The organism is Oxynema mangrovii CENA135 (assembly GCF_016632315.1).
Taxonomy (GTDB): domain Bacteria; phylum Cyanobacteriota; class Cyanobacteriia; order Cyanobacteriales; family Laspinemataceae; genus Oxynema; species Oxynema aestuarii.
In genome coordinates this window covers 1,267,294-1,283,174 of sequence record NZ_JAEOXH010000002.1, presented here as the reverse complement: position 1 = coordinate 1,283,174, position 15,881 = coordinate 1,267,294, and the positions used below count along the sequence as shown (strand labels likewise).

At 53.6% G+C, this 15,881-nt stretch carries 13 protein-coding genes; 2 read left to right on the top strand and 11 right to left on the bottom strand.

The genetic code is table 11. From position 1 onward, the window contains the following. Positions 1–344 precede the first annotated feature (344 nt). The 7 genes from JJD41_RS19175 to JJD41_RS19145 all read right to left on the bottom strand — a co-directional run bounded on the left by JJD41_RS19175 (position 345) and on the right by JJD41_RS19145 (position 6,577). Positions 345–680: a YlxR family protein gene (locus JJD41_RS19175; RefSeq protein ID WP_200669078.1), complete on the bottom strand. Its 336-nt coding sequence runs from the start codon at positions 678–680 to the stop codon at positions 345–347. 139 nt (positions 681–819) lie between these two features. Next, positions 820–2,040 carry a transcription termination factor NusA gene (nusA, locus tag JJD41_RS19170; RefSeq protein ID WP_200669077.1) on the bottom strand — a complete coding sequence of 407 codons (1,221 nt, stop codon included), beginning with the start codon at positions 2,038–2,040 and terminating at the stop codon, positions 820–822. A 59-nt stretch (positions 2,041–2,099) separates the two neighbouring features. Further along, positions 2,100–2,561 (bottom strand): ribosome maturation factor RimP, encoded by a 462-nt coding sequence (rimP, locus tag JJD41_RS19165; RefSeq protein WP_200669076.1) that lies wholly within the window; start codon positions 2,559–2,561, stop codon positions 2,100–2,102. A gap of 613 nt (positions 2,562–3,174) precedes the next feature. After that, positions 3,175–5,058 (bottom strand): hypothetical protein, encoded by a 1,884-nt coding sequence (locus JJD41_RS19160; RefSeq protein ID WP_200669075.1) that lies wholly within the window; start codon positions 5,056–5,058, stop codon positions 3,175–3,177. A 144-nt stretch (positions 5,059–5,202) separates the two neighbouring features. Continuing rightward, on the bottom strand, positions 5,203–5,766 hold the full coding sequence (locus tag JJD41_RS19155; protein ID WP_370583885.1) for a DUF948 domain-containing protein: 564 nt from the start codon (positions 5,764–5,766) through the stop codon (positions 5,203–5,205). 39 nt (positions 5,767–5,805) lie between these two features. After that, the gene (locus JJD41_RS19150; RefSeq protein WP_200669074.1) at positions 5,806–6,189 is read right to left on the bottom strand and encodes a YtxH domain-containing protein; all 384 of its coding nucleotides are present in this window, start codon (positions 6,187–6,189) and stop codon (positions 5,806–5,808) included. 91 nt (positions 6,190–6,280) lie between these two features. After that, on the bottom strand, positions 6,281–6,577 hold the full coding sequence (locus JJD41_RS19145; RefSeq protein ID WP_200669073.1) for a hypothetical protein: 297 nt from the start codon (positions 6,575–6,577) through the stop codon (positions 6,281–6,283). A 311-nt stretch (positions 6,578–6,888) separates the two neighbouring features. On the opposite strand from JJD41_RS19145, the gene ggt reads away from it, so the two are divergent. Continuing rightward, positions 6,889–8,457, top strand: a complete 1,569-nt coding sequence (ggt, locus tag JJD41_RS19140; RefSeq protein WP_200669072.1) for a gamma-glutamyltransferase — start codon at positions 6,889–6,891, stop codon at positions 8,455–8,457. Positions 8,458–8,614: 157 nt separating this feature from the next. Then, a complete protein-coding gene (locus tag JJD41_RS19135) occupies positions 8,615–9,559 on the top strand; it encodes a ChaN family lipoprotein (protein ID WP_370583884.1) in 945 nt (314 codons plus the stop codon). Here JJD41_RS19135 and JJD41_RS19130 read toward each other — a convergent pair. The 4 genes from JJD41_RS19130 to JJD41_RS19115 all read right to left on the bottom strand — a co-directional run bounded on the left by JJD41_RS19130 (position 9,545) and on the right by JJD41_RS19115 (position 15,860). After that, complete coding sequence (locus tag JJD41_RS19130; RefSeq protein ID WP_200669071.1) at positions 9,545–10,357, bottom strand: inositol monophosphatase family protein; 813 nt, start codon at positions 10,355–10,357, stop codon at positions 9,545–9,547. The two genes, JJD41_RS19135 and JJD41_RS19130, sit on opposite strands and share 15 nt — an antisense overlap. A 96-nt stretch (positions 10,358–10,453) precedes the next feature. Further along, on the bottom strand, positions 10,454–11,884 hold the full coding sequence (locus tag JJD41_RS19125; protein ID WP_200669070.1) for a BCD family MFS transporter: 1,431 nt from the start codon (positions 11,882–11,884) through the stop codon (positions 10,454–10,456). 510 nt (positions 11,885–12,394) lie between these two features. Continuing rightward, on the bottom strand, positions 12,395–14,215 hold the full coding sequence (locus JJD41_RS19120; protein ID WP_234488921.1) for an ArnT family glycosyltransferase: 1,821 nt from the start codon (positions 14,213–14,215) through the stop codon (positions 12,395–12,397). Positions 14,216–14,291: 76 nt separating this feature from the next. Further along, the gene (locus tag JJD41_RS19115) at positions 14,292–15,860 is read right to left on the bottom strand and encodes a DUF1517 domain-containing protein (RefSeq protein ID WP_200669069.1); all 1,569 of its coding nucleotides are present in this window, start codon (positions 15,858–15,860) and stop codon (positions 14,292–14,294) included. Positions 15,861–15,881: the final 21 nt, after the last annotated feature.

Genomic DNA, 15,881 nt, shown 5'->3' with positions numbered 1-15,881 from the left:
GGGGTCGAGGGGGATACTCTACCGACAACTGAGAATGGCGATCGCCCGATCGCGAGTCGCAGACCTCTAGAAAGGATCGCGGATGAAGAACGAAGCGTCAAACCCAAGCGCCTGTTCCTGTATTATTCGTCTCTCCCTTTCGCCTTTTGCCTTCGTTTTGAACCCCTTCTCCAAGAAGGCTCGCTTTCTGTTGACCGAATGGATAACCATGGACAACAGATAGTTTAGCCTGCCGCCGCAGTCACCTGCGCCGATGGATTGCGCTCTCCCGGTCGGGGGAATCCCTCCCTCTAGTCTTGCACGACTTTCTATACGAGTGCGGACTGGATTGAGGGCAATCTCTGTCAGTCGCGCGGATTGGGCGATCGGAGCAAGCTGCCCGATTCGCGTTCTGAATCGTTCGACGAGATGGATTCCTCCGCAGCAGATGTCTCGCCGACGACCCGTTGCCGCAAAGTTTCATACAGTTGTGGGGAAACAGTGGCTTTGAGCGATCGCCCCAATCGATTTTTCTTTTGAGCGGCTCGGACACACTGTTCGCTCAGACAAATATATGCCGATCGCCCCATCCCCCTGTCTAATTGTACCGTATGGGACGGATGGACTCGGACGACCCGACAAAACTCCTGTTTGGGAGCAACTCGGCGACAACTGATACAACGTCGGTAATTGACTTTCATCGGCAACGGCTTGGCGGTCGGTCTGCAAGGGGGCGATGGCGACGCTCATCTCCCCGGTTCGAGGGGGTTCGCTCCGGGCGCGGTCTCCCGGGTTCGGGGGTGGCGCCAAGCGCACGTCGGACGCGATCCCGGGCTTCAATTACTCGGATTCTTCCAGTGGTGCGACCTCCTCGGCGACTTCTCTAACCTCTGCGCTTTCCTGTTCACTTTCCTCTTCGTATTTCGCCTCTTCGTATTTCGCACTATCCTTGATATCGATCTTCCATCCGGTCAGTCGAGCTGCCAGTCGGACGTTTTGCCCCTCTTTCCCAATCGCCAAGCTGAGCTGGTCTTCCGGAACCAAAACGTGAGCTTGGCGGCTGTCGGGATCGACCAGGCGCACTTCGTCCACTTTGGCCGGACTCAAAGCATTGGCGATATAGGTCGCCGGGTCTGGAGACCAGCGAATGACGTCGATTTTTTCCCCGCGCAGTTCGTTGACCACGACCTGAATCCGCGATCCGCGCGCCCCAATACAGGCTCCCACGGGATCGACTTCTCGCTCTAACGTATCCACGGCGATCTTGGTGCGCGGTCCGACGTGACGGGAGGGGGGATTGGCTTCGCGCGCCACGGCGACAATCCGCACGACTTCATCTTCGATTTCCGGCACTTCGTTGGCAAACAAGTAAACCACCAATCCGGCGTCTGCCCTCGATACCAACAATTGCGGTCCTCGATGGGGTCCTTCGCGGACTTTCTTGAGATACACCTTCAAGGTCGCATTCGCCCGATAATTATCGTTGGGCAACTGCTCCCGTTTGGGCAATTCGGCTTCGACTTCGGGATTGCCAAAGCCACTGTTGACTGCCAAAATCGCCGACTGTCGCTCGAAACGCAAGACCCGCGCTTGTAAAACCGTTCCTTCCAAGTCCTGAAACTCTTCTTGAATCAGTTTGCGCTGTTGGTCGCGCAGTTTTTGCGCCAGCACTTGTTTGGTTTGAATCGCCGCCATCCGCCCGAAATCGCCTTGGTCCGGGGTGACATCTAACACCACCGTATCTCCCAATTGGGCTTCGGCGGCCACTTCTCGCACTTCTTGCAAGGCGATCTCGTGATCCGCACTGCTGACCGTTTCGACGATCGTTTTGGTCGAAAGCACCCGAAATCCCTCTTCTTCCGTATCGAGTTCGATCTCGAAGTTGTCGAAAAAGGTTTCGTCAAAATGCTGGCGATCCATACTCAAGGTGCGACGGTAGCGCTCGTACCCTTTGAGGAGGGCTTCGCGCAAGGCCGCTTGTACCGCGTGTTTCGGTAAATTCCGCTCTTGAGAAATATTATCGATCATGTCCCGGAGTCCGGGCAAACTAACCATTGACATAGGCGTTCCTTCCGTATTCGATGGGAGAACTGGGGACGCGGACGATCGCGTCTCGGGGATCAAACTCCGTCGGCGAGTCGGACTTGCGTCACGAGCGATCGCGGAATTTTCATCACCCGTCCCTTTTGATTGAGATAAACGGCGCCCTCGTCCCGGCGCACGAGTCTGCCGCTCCATTCTTGATGTCCTTGAAAGGGTTCGGCGGTCGCTACCGTCACCCCAAACCCTTTAAACGCGACAAAATCGCGATCGCTACTCAACTCGGAAGAAATCCCGGGACTCGAAATTTCCAAAATGTAAGCGTCGGGAATTAAATCGCTTTCGTCTAACAGGGTGTCGAGGGCTTTGCTCATCCGTTCGCAGTCATCGAGACTGGTGTCCGAAGCGGGGTTGCGGATGTCCACCCGCAAGATCGGCGGACTTTCGTGAGTGTGAAACACTGCCGTTACCACTTCCAACCCGAGTTGTTCGGCTACGGGGGTCGCCAATTCGATAATTTGGGGGATCAAAGGATGAGTCATTGCACAGCTCCAACAAAAAAAGTGGGCAGCTACCCACTTCCCGCAACATTGATGTCTTCCAAGAAGGTTCACGACGAGCGAAAGACCCTCGGGTCGCCGTCGGATCGCGGCCCGTTGTCGGCGAGGGCCATCAACTTCGGGGGCGATCGCTCGCTCCCTTTGCAGGATAGGGCTTCCCTCGAAGGCTGTCGAACTCGCCTTTCCTTCTTTCCTTCTCCCCTTTCGGCTCGCCTGGTGGCTCTCGGGAGAGGGAAGAACTTCGCTTAACCGGAGGATCGGGGGTTCTCGACCTACAGGTGGGGCGCTGGGAAAGGCGAAGCCGTCGGCCAGCAAACCTGACCGAGTTCGGATGACAAAAAAAAACGCTCGCCTCCGAGCAGTTAGGCGCTGTTGAAGTCTACCGTCGGGGGGCTGACTTTACCGAGCGCGTAGGCGATTTTTTCGTTCGCTCAAGTCTGGGAGGAACGTGCGGGAGAAGGGAATCTCCGCATCGGTACAACCGCATCACCGAACTGAGCCGCTTTCTATTCTAGTGGCTCCTGACGGCTTTTGTCTATCTCGCCCGTCGGCGGCGATCTCTCGATCTCCGCCTTCCCTCCGACTCGGGTTCACCTTAACGCGATGGATTCGGAGGGTTCGGATTGCGTCCGGCGAGCTGGCGCAATTGCTCGGTTTCGGCAAAAATACGGTCGGGATCGGTTTCGATCGCCCGTTTGACGTAGTTGAGCTTGATTTCTTCGAGTAAGTCGGACACCAACGCCTGCAGTTCGCCGAGGGTATTTTCCGTCTGCAATTCCACCCGCAAGGCTTCGCCAAAATGCTCGACCAACTGCTCGATCAACTCGTCGGCGATCGGATCCGGGGGCAGGTCGGCGATCGCGTGATACGCACTGTCTGGTCCTTCTGCCAGCAATTTCGACACCCTCACGGACACTTGTTTGGCAATCTGCTCGGACCATCCCGCTAACCCCATTCCCTGCAATCGCCGATAAAAATCCGTGCTTTTAATACTCGTCTCCAGCACGTGATAAATCAACTGCTCCAGATCCGGTTGCACTTTCGGCAAGACTTTACATACCCCCAATTGCAGCAGTCGCCGCGAAATTTCTTGCACTTCATTCGTATCGTTAATGTCAATATATTCCTGTTCGTTTGGCTGGAGCAGCGATTTGGTCAATTCCCCACTTTCGACGCTACTTTTCATCTGATTGATAATCTGCACGACCACCACTTGGGTCAGTTCTTCGGCGAAACTGGCGACGACCCCCAAGCGCAATTGCGCGCGCAACCATTCAATATCCACTAAACCGGATTCGTCGAGGCGAATCACTACGGGAACGACGCGCAACCACCGCCAAAAAGGAATTAACAAAAACAAGTCGTACCAGCGCCAAAATATGGCACTTTCGAGGGTAACGTTGGGATGACGCCGGGTAATCAGCCAACTGTGAAATAAAATATCGACAAAAAATAAGGCGACGAAGAAAAAGTCAATCAACCAAAAGCGATCGATATAATCACTATTCACCCCGATATGGCGGTAATAGTTACTCTGCATTAAAAACCGAATCTTGCGATTGAAAAACTTTAGTTCTTCCTGCCAGCCGTGCTCCCGGAAATTCTCCAGACTCCAAAACTCCTCAAACGCTTCCGTGGAAGACTTATTGGCCCAAAAAACTTCGGGGGCTAAAAAGTCCAGAACCCAAATAATCGGCGCGGGACCCGAGGGAGCCTCTTCGGGTTTGCGCGAGTAAATATGACGGCGAATTTGATTTTTAATCTCTTCGAGGGTGCCACTTTTCTCGGCTTGGGCGAAATAATTTTCTCGAATCATGTCGCGAGTTTCTTCGCGCAATTCTTCGAGCAGGATCGGCACTTCGGGAGACTCCAATCCGTACAGTTTTAATTCGGCCTGCAGTTCGGAGACGAGGCGTAAATATTGTTGGGTATCCCGATAAGGTTCGATCCCTTTGACCGGATCGTAAAATAATTTAGGTTCGTAAAAGTCGATTAAAAAGCGGATTTCGCTGTTGAAAAATCTGAGGCTTTCTTGCCAGCCATTTTGGCGCAAGTAGGACACGCTCCAGAGTCTTTGGAAGGCATCGATCTCGTCGTCGGTGCCGAACTGCTCGCTCATGCGGGTTTTCACTTCTTCGAGGGACCCGTAGCTGTCGGTGACGCGAAACAAATCTTCTCCTAACAGGCGGGTACTCTGCTGGCGCAATTGTTCGAGCAATGGGAGAACGTCGGGAGAATCCAACCCCTGCTCTTGTAACAGAGTTTCGAGGCGATCGACCTTTTTGAGATACTTCTCCCGATTGGTGACGTTGAATTTTTGGAAGAATAGATCGGCGCGCAAGTAATAGTCGCGTCCGGGAATATAGCTGAGGTCGAACAGGACGAGACCCAAGTTTAAAACGGCCACGATCGCGATCGTTTTGTCGATCCAGTGGAGCCAGGAGGGAAAGCGGCGATCGGGACGTTGTGGGGATGGCATGGTTTCAACTATTCGCGGAAAACGGGAAGGGGGCGCTTAACAATTCGCCGAACTCGGGCGGCGTCAGGTCGCGCGCGCGAATCTAGGGGGAAGCTTAGCGGAAAGGGCGTGAAGCTGGCAAGGGATCGCGCTTTCGTGAGGGCTTTACGGCTCGCGATCGCCGGAATTGGAGAAGTTTTGGCGGTAGGATTGGCCGTCGTTTGGGGCGCCGTCGTCGGGGTAGCGATCGCCGGAGTCGGTGCGATCGCGTAGGCTCTCCAGAGGAGAATCGCGCAAATCGAGGGGCTGCCGTTGCGAGGGGGGCAGGCGATCGATCGACCTCCGGCTGGCTCCCGAGTTGGACTTGGGACGGGTAAAGGTGTTCCAGGCGACTTTGAACCCGGTCACGACGCTGCGGGTGGAATGGCGCGCTTTTTGGGCTTGTCGTTTGGCGGAACCGAGGGAGCGATCGACTTGTTTGACGACTCCCGAGGCACTCTGAACCCCGTCGGATACCTCGTCGGTGAGGTCGCTAATTTCCATTCCCGTGAGTCGGATCGCTTCTAAGGTCGGCGGGAATTCGCGTGAGAGGGTGTCGGCGAGTTTCTCGACGCTGCGCGCGGCCCGTCCGACGGCTTGCAAGGCGGGTAGGGCCGCCAGCAAGACGAGGATCAAGCTGACAGCAACGAGGAGGAAAGACAGTCCGAGCCAAAACAGGGGGTCAGTCACAGGAGAGTACGGATAGCTTGCGGTGACAATCGATCGATCTCACGATTGGGAGGTGTGAGTGGAAGAGGTGTTGGAAAACTCGTTGTCTGGGTCTTCTTCGAGATCTTGGGGATCTTCGCGATTTTGGCGATCGAGTTGTTCTTTTTCGAGTTGGCTCGCTTCGATCCCGGAGGCGATCGCCTCGCGCAAGCGCACCAGGGTTTCGTCCCAATTGCGAAGGGTTTTCGCGGAGAGGCGATCGGCTTGCAGTTGCAGGGTACTCGATAGATCTTCGGCGAGTTCGGGAAGGGCCGCCGCCGATTTTTTCACCAGTTGACGGGTTTTGCGACCGCTACGAGGAGCGACGAGCAACCCGGTAATCGTGCCGATCGCCGTTCCCAACAAGACCCCACCAATAAATGCTCCAGTACGATTCTTGGACATTGTAAATGGTTTCGATTGAGCTTACAGATATTTTAGGCGCCTTTTGACCGCTCCACGGACCTCGGGCGATCGCTGCCCCTACAGCACCCTGCTAGCGAGGGCGCCGTCGGCGAAACCACAAGCCCCCTATCAAATTCAATACGGCTACAATTTGACGGACTTGGTTGACTTGTCGTTCGAGCTGACTGTAGCGATCGCGTAAATTGCGGGTGCCTTGCTGTCCTTTCGCTAAGGTGGGCGGGATCGGATGGAGGGCGTTGTAGGTGACGCGATCCGCGTAGAAAATAGCATTGGCGGCGCGGTCGATGCTGCGACTCAAGCACCACAGTCTCCAGGCTACGGATAGGGCGATCGCCGCCATCGTCAAGTTGATCGCAACTACTGCCAAGATCATCGCCGTCCTCCCGCACTCCGGCGCGATCGCCCCTGGGTTTGGCTCAATTTTCGCACTCCTCCCCCCCTCTTTTGTCGATTTTTCCGCGATCGGTTTTTAACAACAATTTGATTAAAAACGAACGATCTCCCGGGTTTTTATCTTATCATCAACTTGACAAAATCTCGATTTTTTTAACTCCGACGAACCCGATTGACCGCCTCCCGGTCGATACGTTCCTCCCCTCGGCGTTAACTGACCTTTAACATCAGGTCGTTCGTCTTATTGTTCTCCTAGATCTTTTCCTATCTTCAGCGATCGCCCTCATGCTATCTAAAACACGCGGAACTATCGCCGCCGGACATCCCAAAACTGCCGAAGCGGGAATCGAAATGTTTCGCTTGGGTGGCAATGCTTTTGATGCTGCCGTCGCCGCCATGCTCGCTTCTTTTGTCGTCGAATCCGGCCTCACCTCCGTCGCTGGCGGCGGTTTTCTCCTCGCACGAACTCGGGAAAATCGACAAATTTTATTCGATTTTTTCGCCCAAACTCCCCGCCATCCCCAATCTGTTGAAAGTTTAGATTTTTATCCCGTCGATCTCGATTTTGGCGGCACCACCCAACAGTTTCATATCGGCTTGGGATCGATCGCCGTCCCCGGTAATCTAGCAGGTCTGTTCGCCGTTCACCAACAGTTAGGAACTTTACCCTTTCACGTCCTTGCCGAACCCGCGATCGCTTACGCCCGTCAAGGAGTAGAAATTAATCCATTTCAATCTTATTTATTAAACCTACTCGCTCCCATCTTGCTGCGGGATCCGGCTTCGCGCCAGATCTACGCCCCCCAAGGGACTTTATTACAAGTGGGCGACACGATCGCCATGCCCAATTTAGGGACAGTTTTTGAAGAATTTGCTAAAACTGGAACCTACGAATTTTATCGCGGTGAAATTGCCCGCCAAGTCGTGCGCGACTGCCAAGAAAAAGGCGGACTTTTAACTTTAGAAGACTTTGAAAATTATCGGGTGATTTTACGTTCTCCGTTACGGATTCCCTATCGCGATCGCCAACTGCTGATGAACCCGCCCCCGAGTTCGGGAGGCGCTCTCATCGCTTTTACGCTCAAGCTGTTATCCACTTTCGATTTCGATCGCTTCTCTTTTGGCAGCTTACCCCATTTACACGCCCTTTGTCGGGCAATGCAGTTAACGAATATTGGGAGAAAAGATGGGTATGACGACTCACTTTATAATGCGGATATTTTAGATAATTTCTTGTCTAAAAAACATTTATTGGACTATCAATCCCAGTTTCAAACTTATCTGAAAAACGATCTGAATAAATTAGGCAGTACCACGCATATTAGCGTCCTCGATTGCGAAGGAAATGCGGCCAGCGTGACGACCTCCAACGGCGAAGGGTCTTCCTATATGATTCCCGGGACGGATATTGCCATGAATAATATGTTAGGAGAAGCGGATTTAAACCCGCGCGGTTTCCATCGATGGCGTGCTAATTGTCGGATGTCTTCAATGATGACACCGACGGTGTTAATGAACGGCGATCGCCCGGAAATGGTTCTCGGTTCTGGCGGTTCCAATCGGATTAGAACGGCTATTTTTCAAGTGATTTCTAATTTTGTCGATTTTAAAATGGAGGCGATCGCCGCCGTCGAAAGTCCGAGAACCCATTATGAAAATGGTGTTTTCCATCTCGAACCCGGACTACCGGGAGATCTGTTCGATCCTCCGGAATTTTCTTCGGAGTTTGAATGGATTTATTGGCAAGAAAAAAGTATGTTTTTTGGGGGAGTGCATAGTGTGGCGATCGCCCCCGACGGTTCGATGTTTGGGATTGGAGATTCCCGGCGGAATGGCATGGGTTTGAGTGTTTAAGGGAGAAGCCCATATAGGGTGTTCGATCGCGATCGAGGACGGCTACTCAACGGATAACGATCCTCAATCCGTCGATATCGTCAAGGGATAGGGATAGTTTTGATGGCGAGGGGCTTAAAATAGGAAAAGAATTAAAAACAGAAGTGCGATCGCCTAGATGATGAAATCTTATTCTCTTGCTGCTTTGTGTGCTTGTTCGTTGAGCGTGCTGCTGGTTTGTAGTGCGGGGCCGATCGCTCGTGCGATCGCCGAACCCGTGGCGAACCGCTCGTCCGAGGTGAAAGTGAGATCGCCGGAGGTGCGGGCGCGGCAATTGGCGGCGGAATGGGCCGACGCACGAGTGATTTATTTAGGCGAAACTCACGATCGCGAAGCGGACCATCGAGCGCAATTGGCCATTATCCAGGCGTTACAGGCTCAAAATCCCAAAGTGGCGATCGCGATGGAAATGTTCCAACGACCGTATCAGGGGGCGATCGATGCCTATCTGGCGGGAGAATTGGATGAGGCGCAGTTGGTGGAACAAACCGAATACGAGCGCCGATGGGGATTTCCGTGGGAAAATTACGCGCCGATCCTGCGGTTTGCCAAAGCGCAACAGTTGCCGACCCTCGCCTTAAACGTGCCGAGTGAAGTGACGCGCAAACTGGCGCGGGAAGGCTGGGAGAGCCTCGACGAGGGCGATCGCCAGTATATCCCGCCTCGGGAACAGATCGACCTCGATAATGAAGAATACCGCGCCTTATTGCGCGGGGTGTACGAGCAACACGCGCAAGCGGGTCACGGGTCGAGTGAAGATCTCGATCGCTTCTTCTTGGTGCAAGTGTTGTGGGACGAAACGATGGCGGAAACGATCGCCGAATTCCTCAAACATAACGAAGACTATCAAGTGGTGGTGTTGACCGGAAGCGGTCACGTGGTCTACGGTTACGGGATTCCCGATCGCGTGGCCCGGCGGATGGGCGATCGCCGCGATTTCGTACAGCGATCGCTGGTGTTCGACCCGCCGGAGAGCTTACCCAATCCCGGAGGACGGGCGATCGCCGATTTTGTCTGGGATCGCGACCCCACCGAGTCGGGCGATCGGTCAAAAAGTGACTAATTCCGAAACAAGGGGGCGAAATACCCCGGTTAAATCCCCGTGAGCGACCACTAAGGTCGGAAAGTTGCGATCGCCGTAATCTTCCCCGGGGTTGAGGGGAAAGATCGGGGTCGATTGCAATTCCACCCAGGTTCCTCCGGCGGCGCGGACGATCGGCCAAACTCCGGCAATATCCCAAATCTTCGGCGTCGCTTCCACCCCGCCGAGGGTAACCCCGTTGGCGACCATCAAAAAGTTATAGCTGGCGACTCCTAGCAGGCGAATTTTGCAGGGAAATGGTTCGTGAAACAAGCGGATCGATCGCGAACAAAAGCTGAAAAAGTGGTTGCCACTCGGTTCGTCCGCACTGGTGGCGATCGCCCGATTGTTGAGAAATGCCCCTTGCGGGCCGTCTAACCCGGTGTCGCCGTACCAAAACCCGTAAAACGACTGTCCCAGAGGCGGGAGGCGCACGTAACCGAACACGGGGGTTCCGCGATAGAGTAATCCCAAAGAAATGCCCCAAATCGGAATACTGCGGGCGAAATTGGTCGTTCCGTCGAGGGGATCGACCACCCAACACCATTCGTCGCCGCTAAAACAGGTGTCGCCTTCCTCGCTCAAAATGCCGAAGTCCGGGAATACGCCAGAAATGGCCTCGCGGATTTCGCGATCGGCCCATTTGTCCGATTGCGTTACCAAGCTGCCATCCGCCTTTTCCGACGGCTGAACTTGACCGAAATCCGCCATGAGATCGTTACCGACTTTCCCCGTCGTCGTCTCGGCAAAGTTTAAAACCCTATCCCAAAAATCACGCATCCAACTTTTTAGAGGTTAAATTTTAGAGTTCAGATTATCAAAAACATGGCGCGTGAAAACCTCGCGTAAATCTCTTGGACTATCCGAAATTCCGATTCAGTCGAGTTCGCCTTCCATGACGGCGGCGATCGCCTGTTTGGCATTTGCTTGGAATTCCACTGCATTGACCCGCCGCAATAGGGCCACTGCCGAGATCATGCCGACGTATTGAACGGCAAACACTGTACTATAAGCCAACACCGGACTCTGAAAGATCGCCCGACCCAAATCCAAAACCGCCCCCCCGGTCACCGTTGCCAGTCCGCGCGCGATCGCCTGGGCCAATCCCCACGCCCCGATAAAGGTTCCCGCCGTTTCCGCCGCCGTCAGATCGAGCATCAAACTGATCGCCCCGGTGGTAATCACCCCAGACCCGAAGCCGTACAGTAGCAACGCCCCCATCAACATCGACGGTTCGGCCACAAAACCCGCCAGGGCGAGCAATCCCAAGCAACCGGAAACCGCGATACAGCCGATTTTGGTCGTTTGCTGTTTGCCCAAACGCGGCGCGATCGCAAAACCTGTCAAGCTAATCCCGATTAAGGTGCCCAGGCCAAAAAAAGCATTGAGTTTCGTGGTTTCGGCGATCGGCATCCCGAAAACTTCACCGCCGTAAGGTTCCATCACTGCATCTTGCATGAACAGGCTGATACTCATCACCAGCAGAAACGAGAAAAAGATACCCGTCTGGCGGCTGGCGGTCAACACCCGCAAGGCATGACCCAGGGTAATTTTATCTTCGCGATGGGCGACGCTAGAGCGCTGGGAATAGCGAGAATATTTCTGTTCCACGCCGACAGTCGCGATAAAGGTCAAAAACACGACGATCGCCGGGACAATTAAAAATAAACGATTGACCGACGCTTGTAACTGTTCGATGGGCGTGTCGAGGGCAATTTGTTTGAGCAACACACTGCTGACGATCGCCCCGATAATAATCCCCACCATCAACATCGACCAAACCGTGCCGACTAATTTAGAACGGTTGTCTTCGTCAGAAATATCGACTAACAACGCCGCAAAGGGCGTAGAACTGGCACTGAGGGCCAAACCGTAACCGCCAAACACTAAGCCGAAAACCGCAGCCCAGCCGTAACTGTCCGGGGTCCAGCCCCCCGCTTGTTCCATCGACTGGCCCAATTGCCAGACGACTTGCACCGCCACGAAGGACATGGCGGTAAATAAGATGCTTCCCCCCCAAACATAGGGCGTTCGGTGCAGTCCGGCGATCGGTTTGGCGTCGGACATTTGCCCGAACCATACCCGCGCCGGGGCGACAAATTGGTGCATGGCGATCGCCCCGGCGGCAATCAGGGCCGGGACTTTGAGCTCGTCAATGGCAATCCGGTTGATCACGCCGAGGGTCAACACGGACATAATGCCCAAGCCCATTTGAAATAAGCCCAAGCGAAACATGGTGGCGAGATTGATGCGCGGTAAGCTTTCCCCCGCGATCGCTTCTGACTCGGGTAGATTGCCTGTTTCCATAGTTGTCAATCGTTGTTTTTCTTTAGGGGTTATCTTTGGTTTATGTTAAACCCAAGGCCGCCTTTTAAATTAGATTTTAGATTTTAGATTTTAGATTTATTCTCGGGATAAAAATTTCGATTGCCGCCGTTTAATCCTTCTCAAGTAGCAACTTTGGGAGATCTTTCGAGTCGAATTCTCCAATTTGTAGACTTTTGGCTAATCACATCTCCCCAGACATCTCCCCAGTTCAATTTCCGTAACACCTTCAGGACTTTTTTCTAAGAGGATGTCACCCCAGTTTGACAAACGAGGGATATCGGTGAATTTGACAGTTCGTTATTAACATGACTCACTCCGTTGTTTAACATTACTATTCAGGGTTCCCTTCTATTCATCCATGCGAGGGAGGGTAGGCTTCACTTGTTTTGGTTCAATCGTTTTCTTGCGCTGATTTTCAGCAACTTTTTCTTGATGGTATCTCCCCAGAGCGACAGAACAGGAATTGTCTTCAGCTACCCGCATATAAAACTAAAATTCCAAAAACTCCTGTTTTTCCACTCGAATTAACCGATAATTGCCTGCTTCGGCTAACACTTGATAGTCTGGCGGACGCAAACCCGTCCCTCGGATTTTATTGGGATAGCCTAAAATCATTAGGGTTTCCGGAGTGGATGATTTTCGGGCGAGATCTTGGACGTATTCGCGCGTATCCGTCGATCGTCGGAAAAAGGTAATCGGTTGACGGGTATAAAACACTAAACTCGGTTTTTCAAAACCGACCATAATCACTTCTTCGTCCGCTTGTCTGAGTTCGACAATGCGATCGGCCATTTCGCGTACCGGGATTTGTCGTTGACTGTCGAATAAGATGTAAATCGGATAGACGGCGACGGTAAAAAAGAGTAGAAAACTCATCAAATTGATAGCGAGAATGGGGCGCGATCGCCCCTGCCACCAACTCAGGGCGATCGCCCCCGCAGTAATAGTTAAAATCGCCGCAGCCCTCAGCGCCAAGCCACTCGATTGTAATAAATCGCGAAATTCGGGCATCGACGGATCGCGTCCGAGGAGTTGCCGACTCCAGAAAAAGGCGGCAGCGAGTAACAGTAAAAGCAGCAGATTTAAACCGATGGAAACATGGAAAAAGCGGCGGGGCGATCGCCCAGATCGACCTTCTCCATTCAACGAAGGATTTTCAAGCTCTTCACTCCAAAATAAGCTGGTTAAGATCGCGGCGGCAGGTATTAAAGGTAAGACATAACTGGGTAATTTCGTCGCGGCAATAGTGAAGAAGATAAAGATAACGGCAAACCAAGTGAAAGCAAAAAAAGTCAACTGCCGCGATCGCGGTTGGGATTGCCAGCGTTGCCGTTTCCAAAAACCCGATCGCGCCAAACCCAAAGGTAAATAACTCGACCACGGCGCAAATCCGAGCAAGACGACGGCAAAATAAAAATACCACGGTTCTCCGTGACGGTTGACCACTTGGGTGAAGCGCTCGAAGTTGTGATAGCCAAAAAAGCTATCGATATAAGTTTGCCCGTTCGCGACAATGACGGCGACATACCAGGGAATGGCGATCGCGCCGATGAGGAACAATCCCCAAACGAGCTTCATTTCGCGCACTACCGTGGTGAATTCCCCCAAGTACAGCAGAAAACTACCGATAATCAATGCCGGAAGCACGATCCCGACCGGACCTTTGGCGAGGATGGCGAGGGCGATCGCCAGATAAAAAATAAAATACCAAATGTTAGGATTCCGCAACAGTTGCGGCAGATCCACCCCCAAAATGGGCGATTTTTCCTCGGGATCTCCCGTCGCGTAGCCCCAAAAAAACGCCAGCAAACCGATATCCATGCAGGCGGTCAGTAACATATCCGAGACCCCGGTCCGTCCCCAGGCGATGACTTGTATATTCAAGGCGAACAGAGTCGCCGCCAGTCCCGCCCCCAACCCAGCAGAAACCGAGTTTGATGACGGTATTTGTCGCTGCCACGGGTGAGAAATCCCGAAAGTTCGGACTGTCAGAAATAAGAACAAAGTAAGAAAGATGGCGGACAATGCCGAAGGCAAGCGGACGGCCCATTCATTGACGCCGAAAACGTGGTAGGCGATCGCCATCAACCAATAAATCAGAGGCGGTTTGTCAAAGCGCGTTTCGCCGTTGAAATAGGGAGTAATCCAATCCCCAGTGACGGTCATTTGGCGTGCCGCTTCGGCGAATAAGGGTTCGGTTTCGTCGATCAAGCTGACACTACCTAAGTTCCATAAAAAAGCCAGCCCCGCGATCGCGATCGACCACAATCCAGCAGCCAGCCATAAAACAGTCTGAGTCTTGGCAAACAATTTATCTTTGAAAACCCGTATCTGTGGACTTTAGATTTTAGATTTTAGCAAAACCGCCAGAATCCTCGCGGTTCTGCTAAATTTGAACCATATCCCCATAAAGGGTTAACAATTGCTCCTCAGTTAAAACATCGGTGTCTTCCTGGGGACTCCACAACACCTCTAAAACCAACAAATACTCCGGAGTAATCGCCGCCGCCCGTTGTAAAGCCGCTTGGAGTTCTTCATCGGAATACACTTGGTCGAATAGCGGTCGGTCGTCTTCCGTTCCCACCAGTAAAGTCACCACAATATAGCAGGCTAATTCATCTCCCGCGTCGGGTAAAGCTTCTCGATACTTCACTTGTCCGCCGACATTGGCGAAAGTTTCGGCACTAAATTTGCTGCGTTCTTCAATCGATAATTCTTGGAACCGTTGCCCTGCTTTGTCTCGATTCTCTACTGTTTCGGAAACGGCTTGGGCGCGCACCCAATATTCGGGATGACGCAATAAGGTCAAGGCGGTTTCTTGTAAAAATTCGCACCGTCCTTCGGGGGTTTCCAGATCCGCACTCAGACTGGTTTCGTTGAGTTGTTGCTGAATCTGGCGGGCGCTGGCGAGTAAGGCGACTTGTAACTTACTCACGGTCACCACATCATTGTCTAGCTCGTTGGCGGGGGCCGCTCCTGCACCGCGTTTGCTCATCATGTACCAAATCGCGCCTAAAACGCCACCCGAGACCAGTAAGAAGAGGACGAAACCCCAAGGAAATCCCCTGGAAGCTCTGGGGGCGTTGGTGGAGGTATTTAAATTACCGGATTGGTTAGGAGTGGGGGCGGTTTGGTTGTACTGACCCGTTCCGGAATTGGCGGGGACGGTATTGGGAATCGAGGTCGGAGAGGCTTCGGGGTTGTATTTGAGTCCGGAGTCTACGTTATCAACTGGGGGTTGAGTGGGAGCGGGTGCGGGATAGTACGGTTGTTGGTAGTTGGGTTCGTCGGATTCAAACTCGATTTCTGGGTTGATGATATAAACGTTGCCCGATGAGGAGCCGTTGTAACGCGGTTGGGGAGTGCGGTAAGTCGGACTGGAGGGAACGGACGTAGGAGTGGGGGTGGGAGTGGTTGTAGGGGAAGGGGTGCGGTTGAAGCTGCCGCCTTGGACTCGTCCCCCGGTGTTGCTACGGCTGGGGCTGGTGGTGGTAGAGGGGCTGGTGGTCGGTTGGCTGCGAGGGGTGGGGCTGGGTTTGGGTGAGGCGCTGGGTTTGGGTGAACTGGTGCGGTTGAAGCTGCCGCCTTGGACTCGTCCCCCGGTGTTGCTGCGGCTGGGGCTGGTGCTGCGGCTGGGGCTGGTGCTGCGGCTGGGGCTGGTGCTGCGGCTGGGGCTGGTGCTACGGCTGGGGCTGGTGCTGCGGGAACGGCTCGAACTGCCACTGCTGCGGGAACGGGAACCGGAGGAGCGGGAACGGCTCGAACTGCCACTGCTGCGGGAACGGGAACCGGAGGAGCGGGAACGGCTAGAACTGCCACTGCTGCGACGGGCGAGGACGAGGGAGTTACTTTGAACCCACTGAGTGATGTTTTTTCCGGCATGGGGTTCGATTTTGAGCTCGTTGACCAAAACCAAGGTGAGTAAGGTGGCGACGATCGCGTTGAGCTTTAGCATGGCCGATTCCGACAGGGGTCT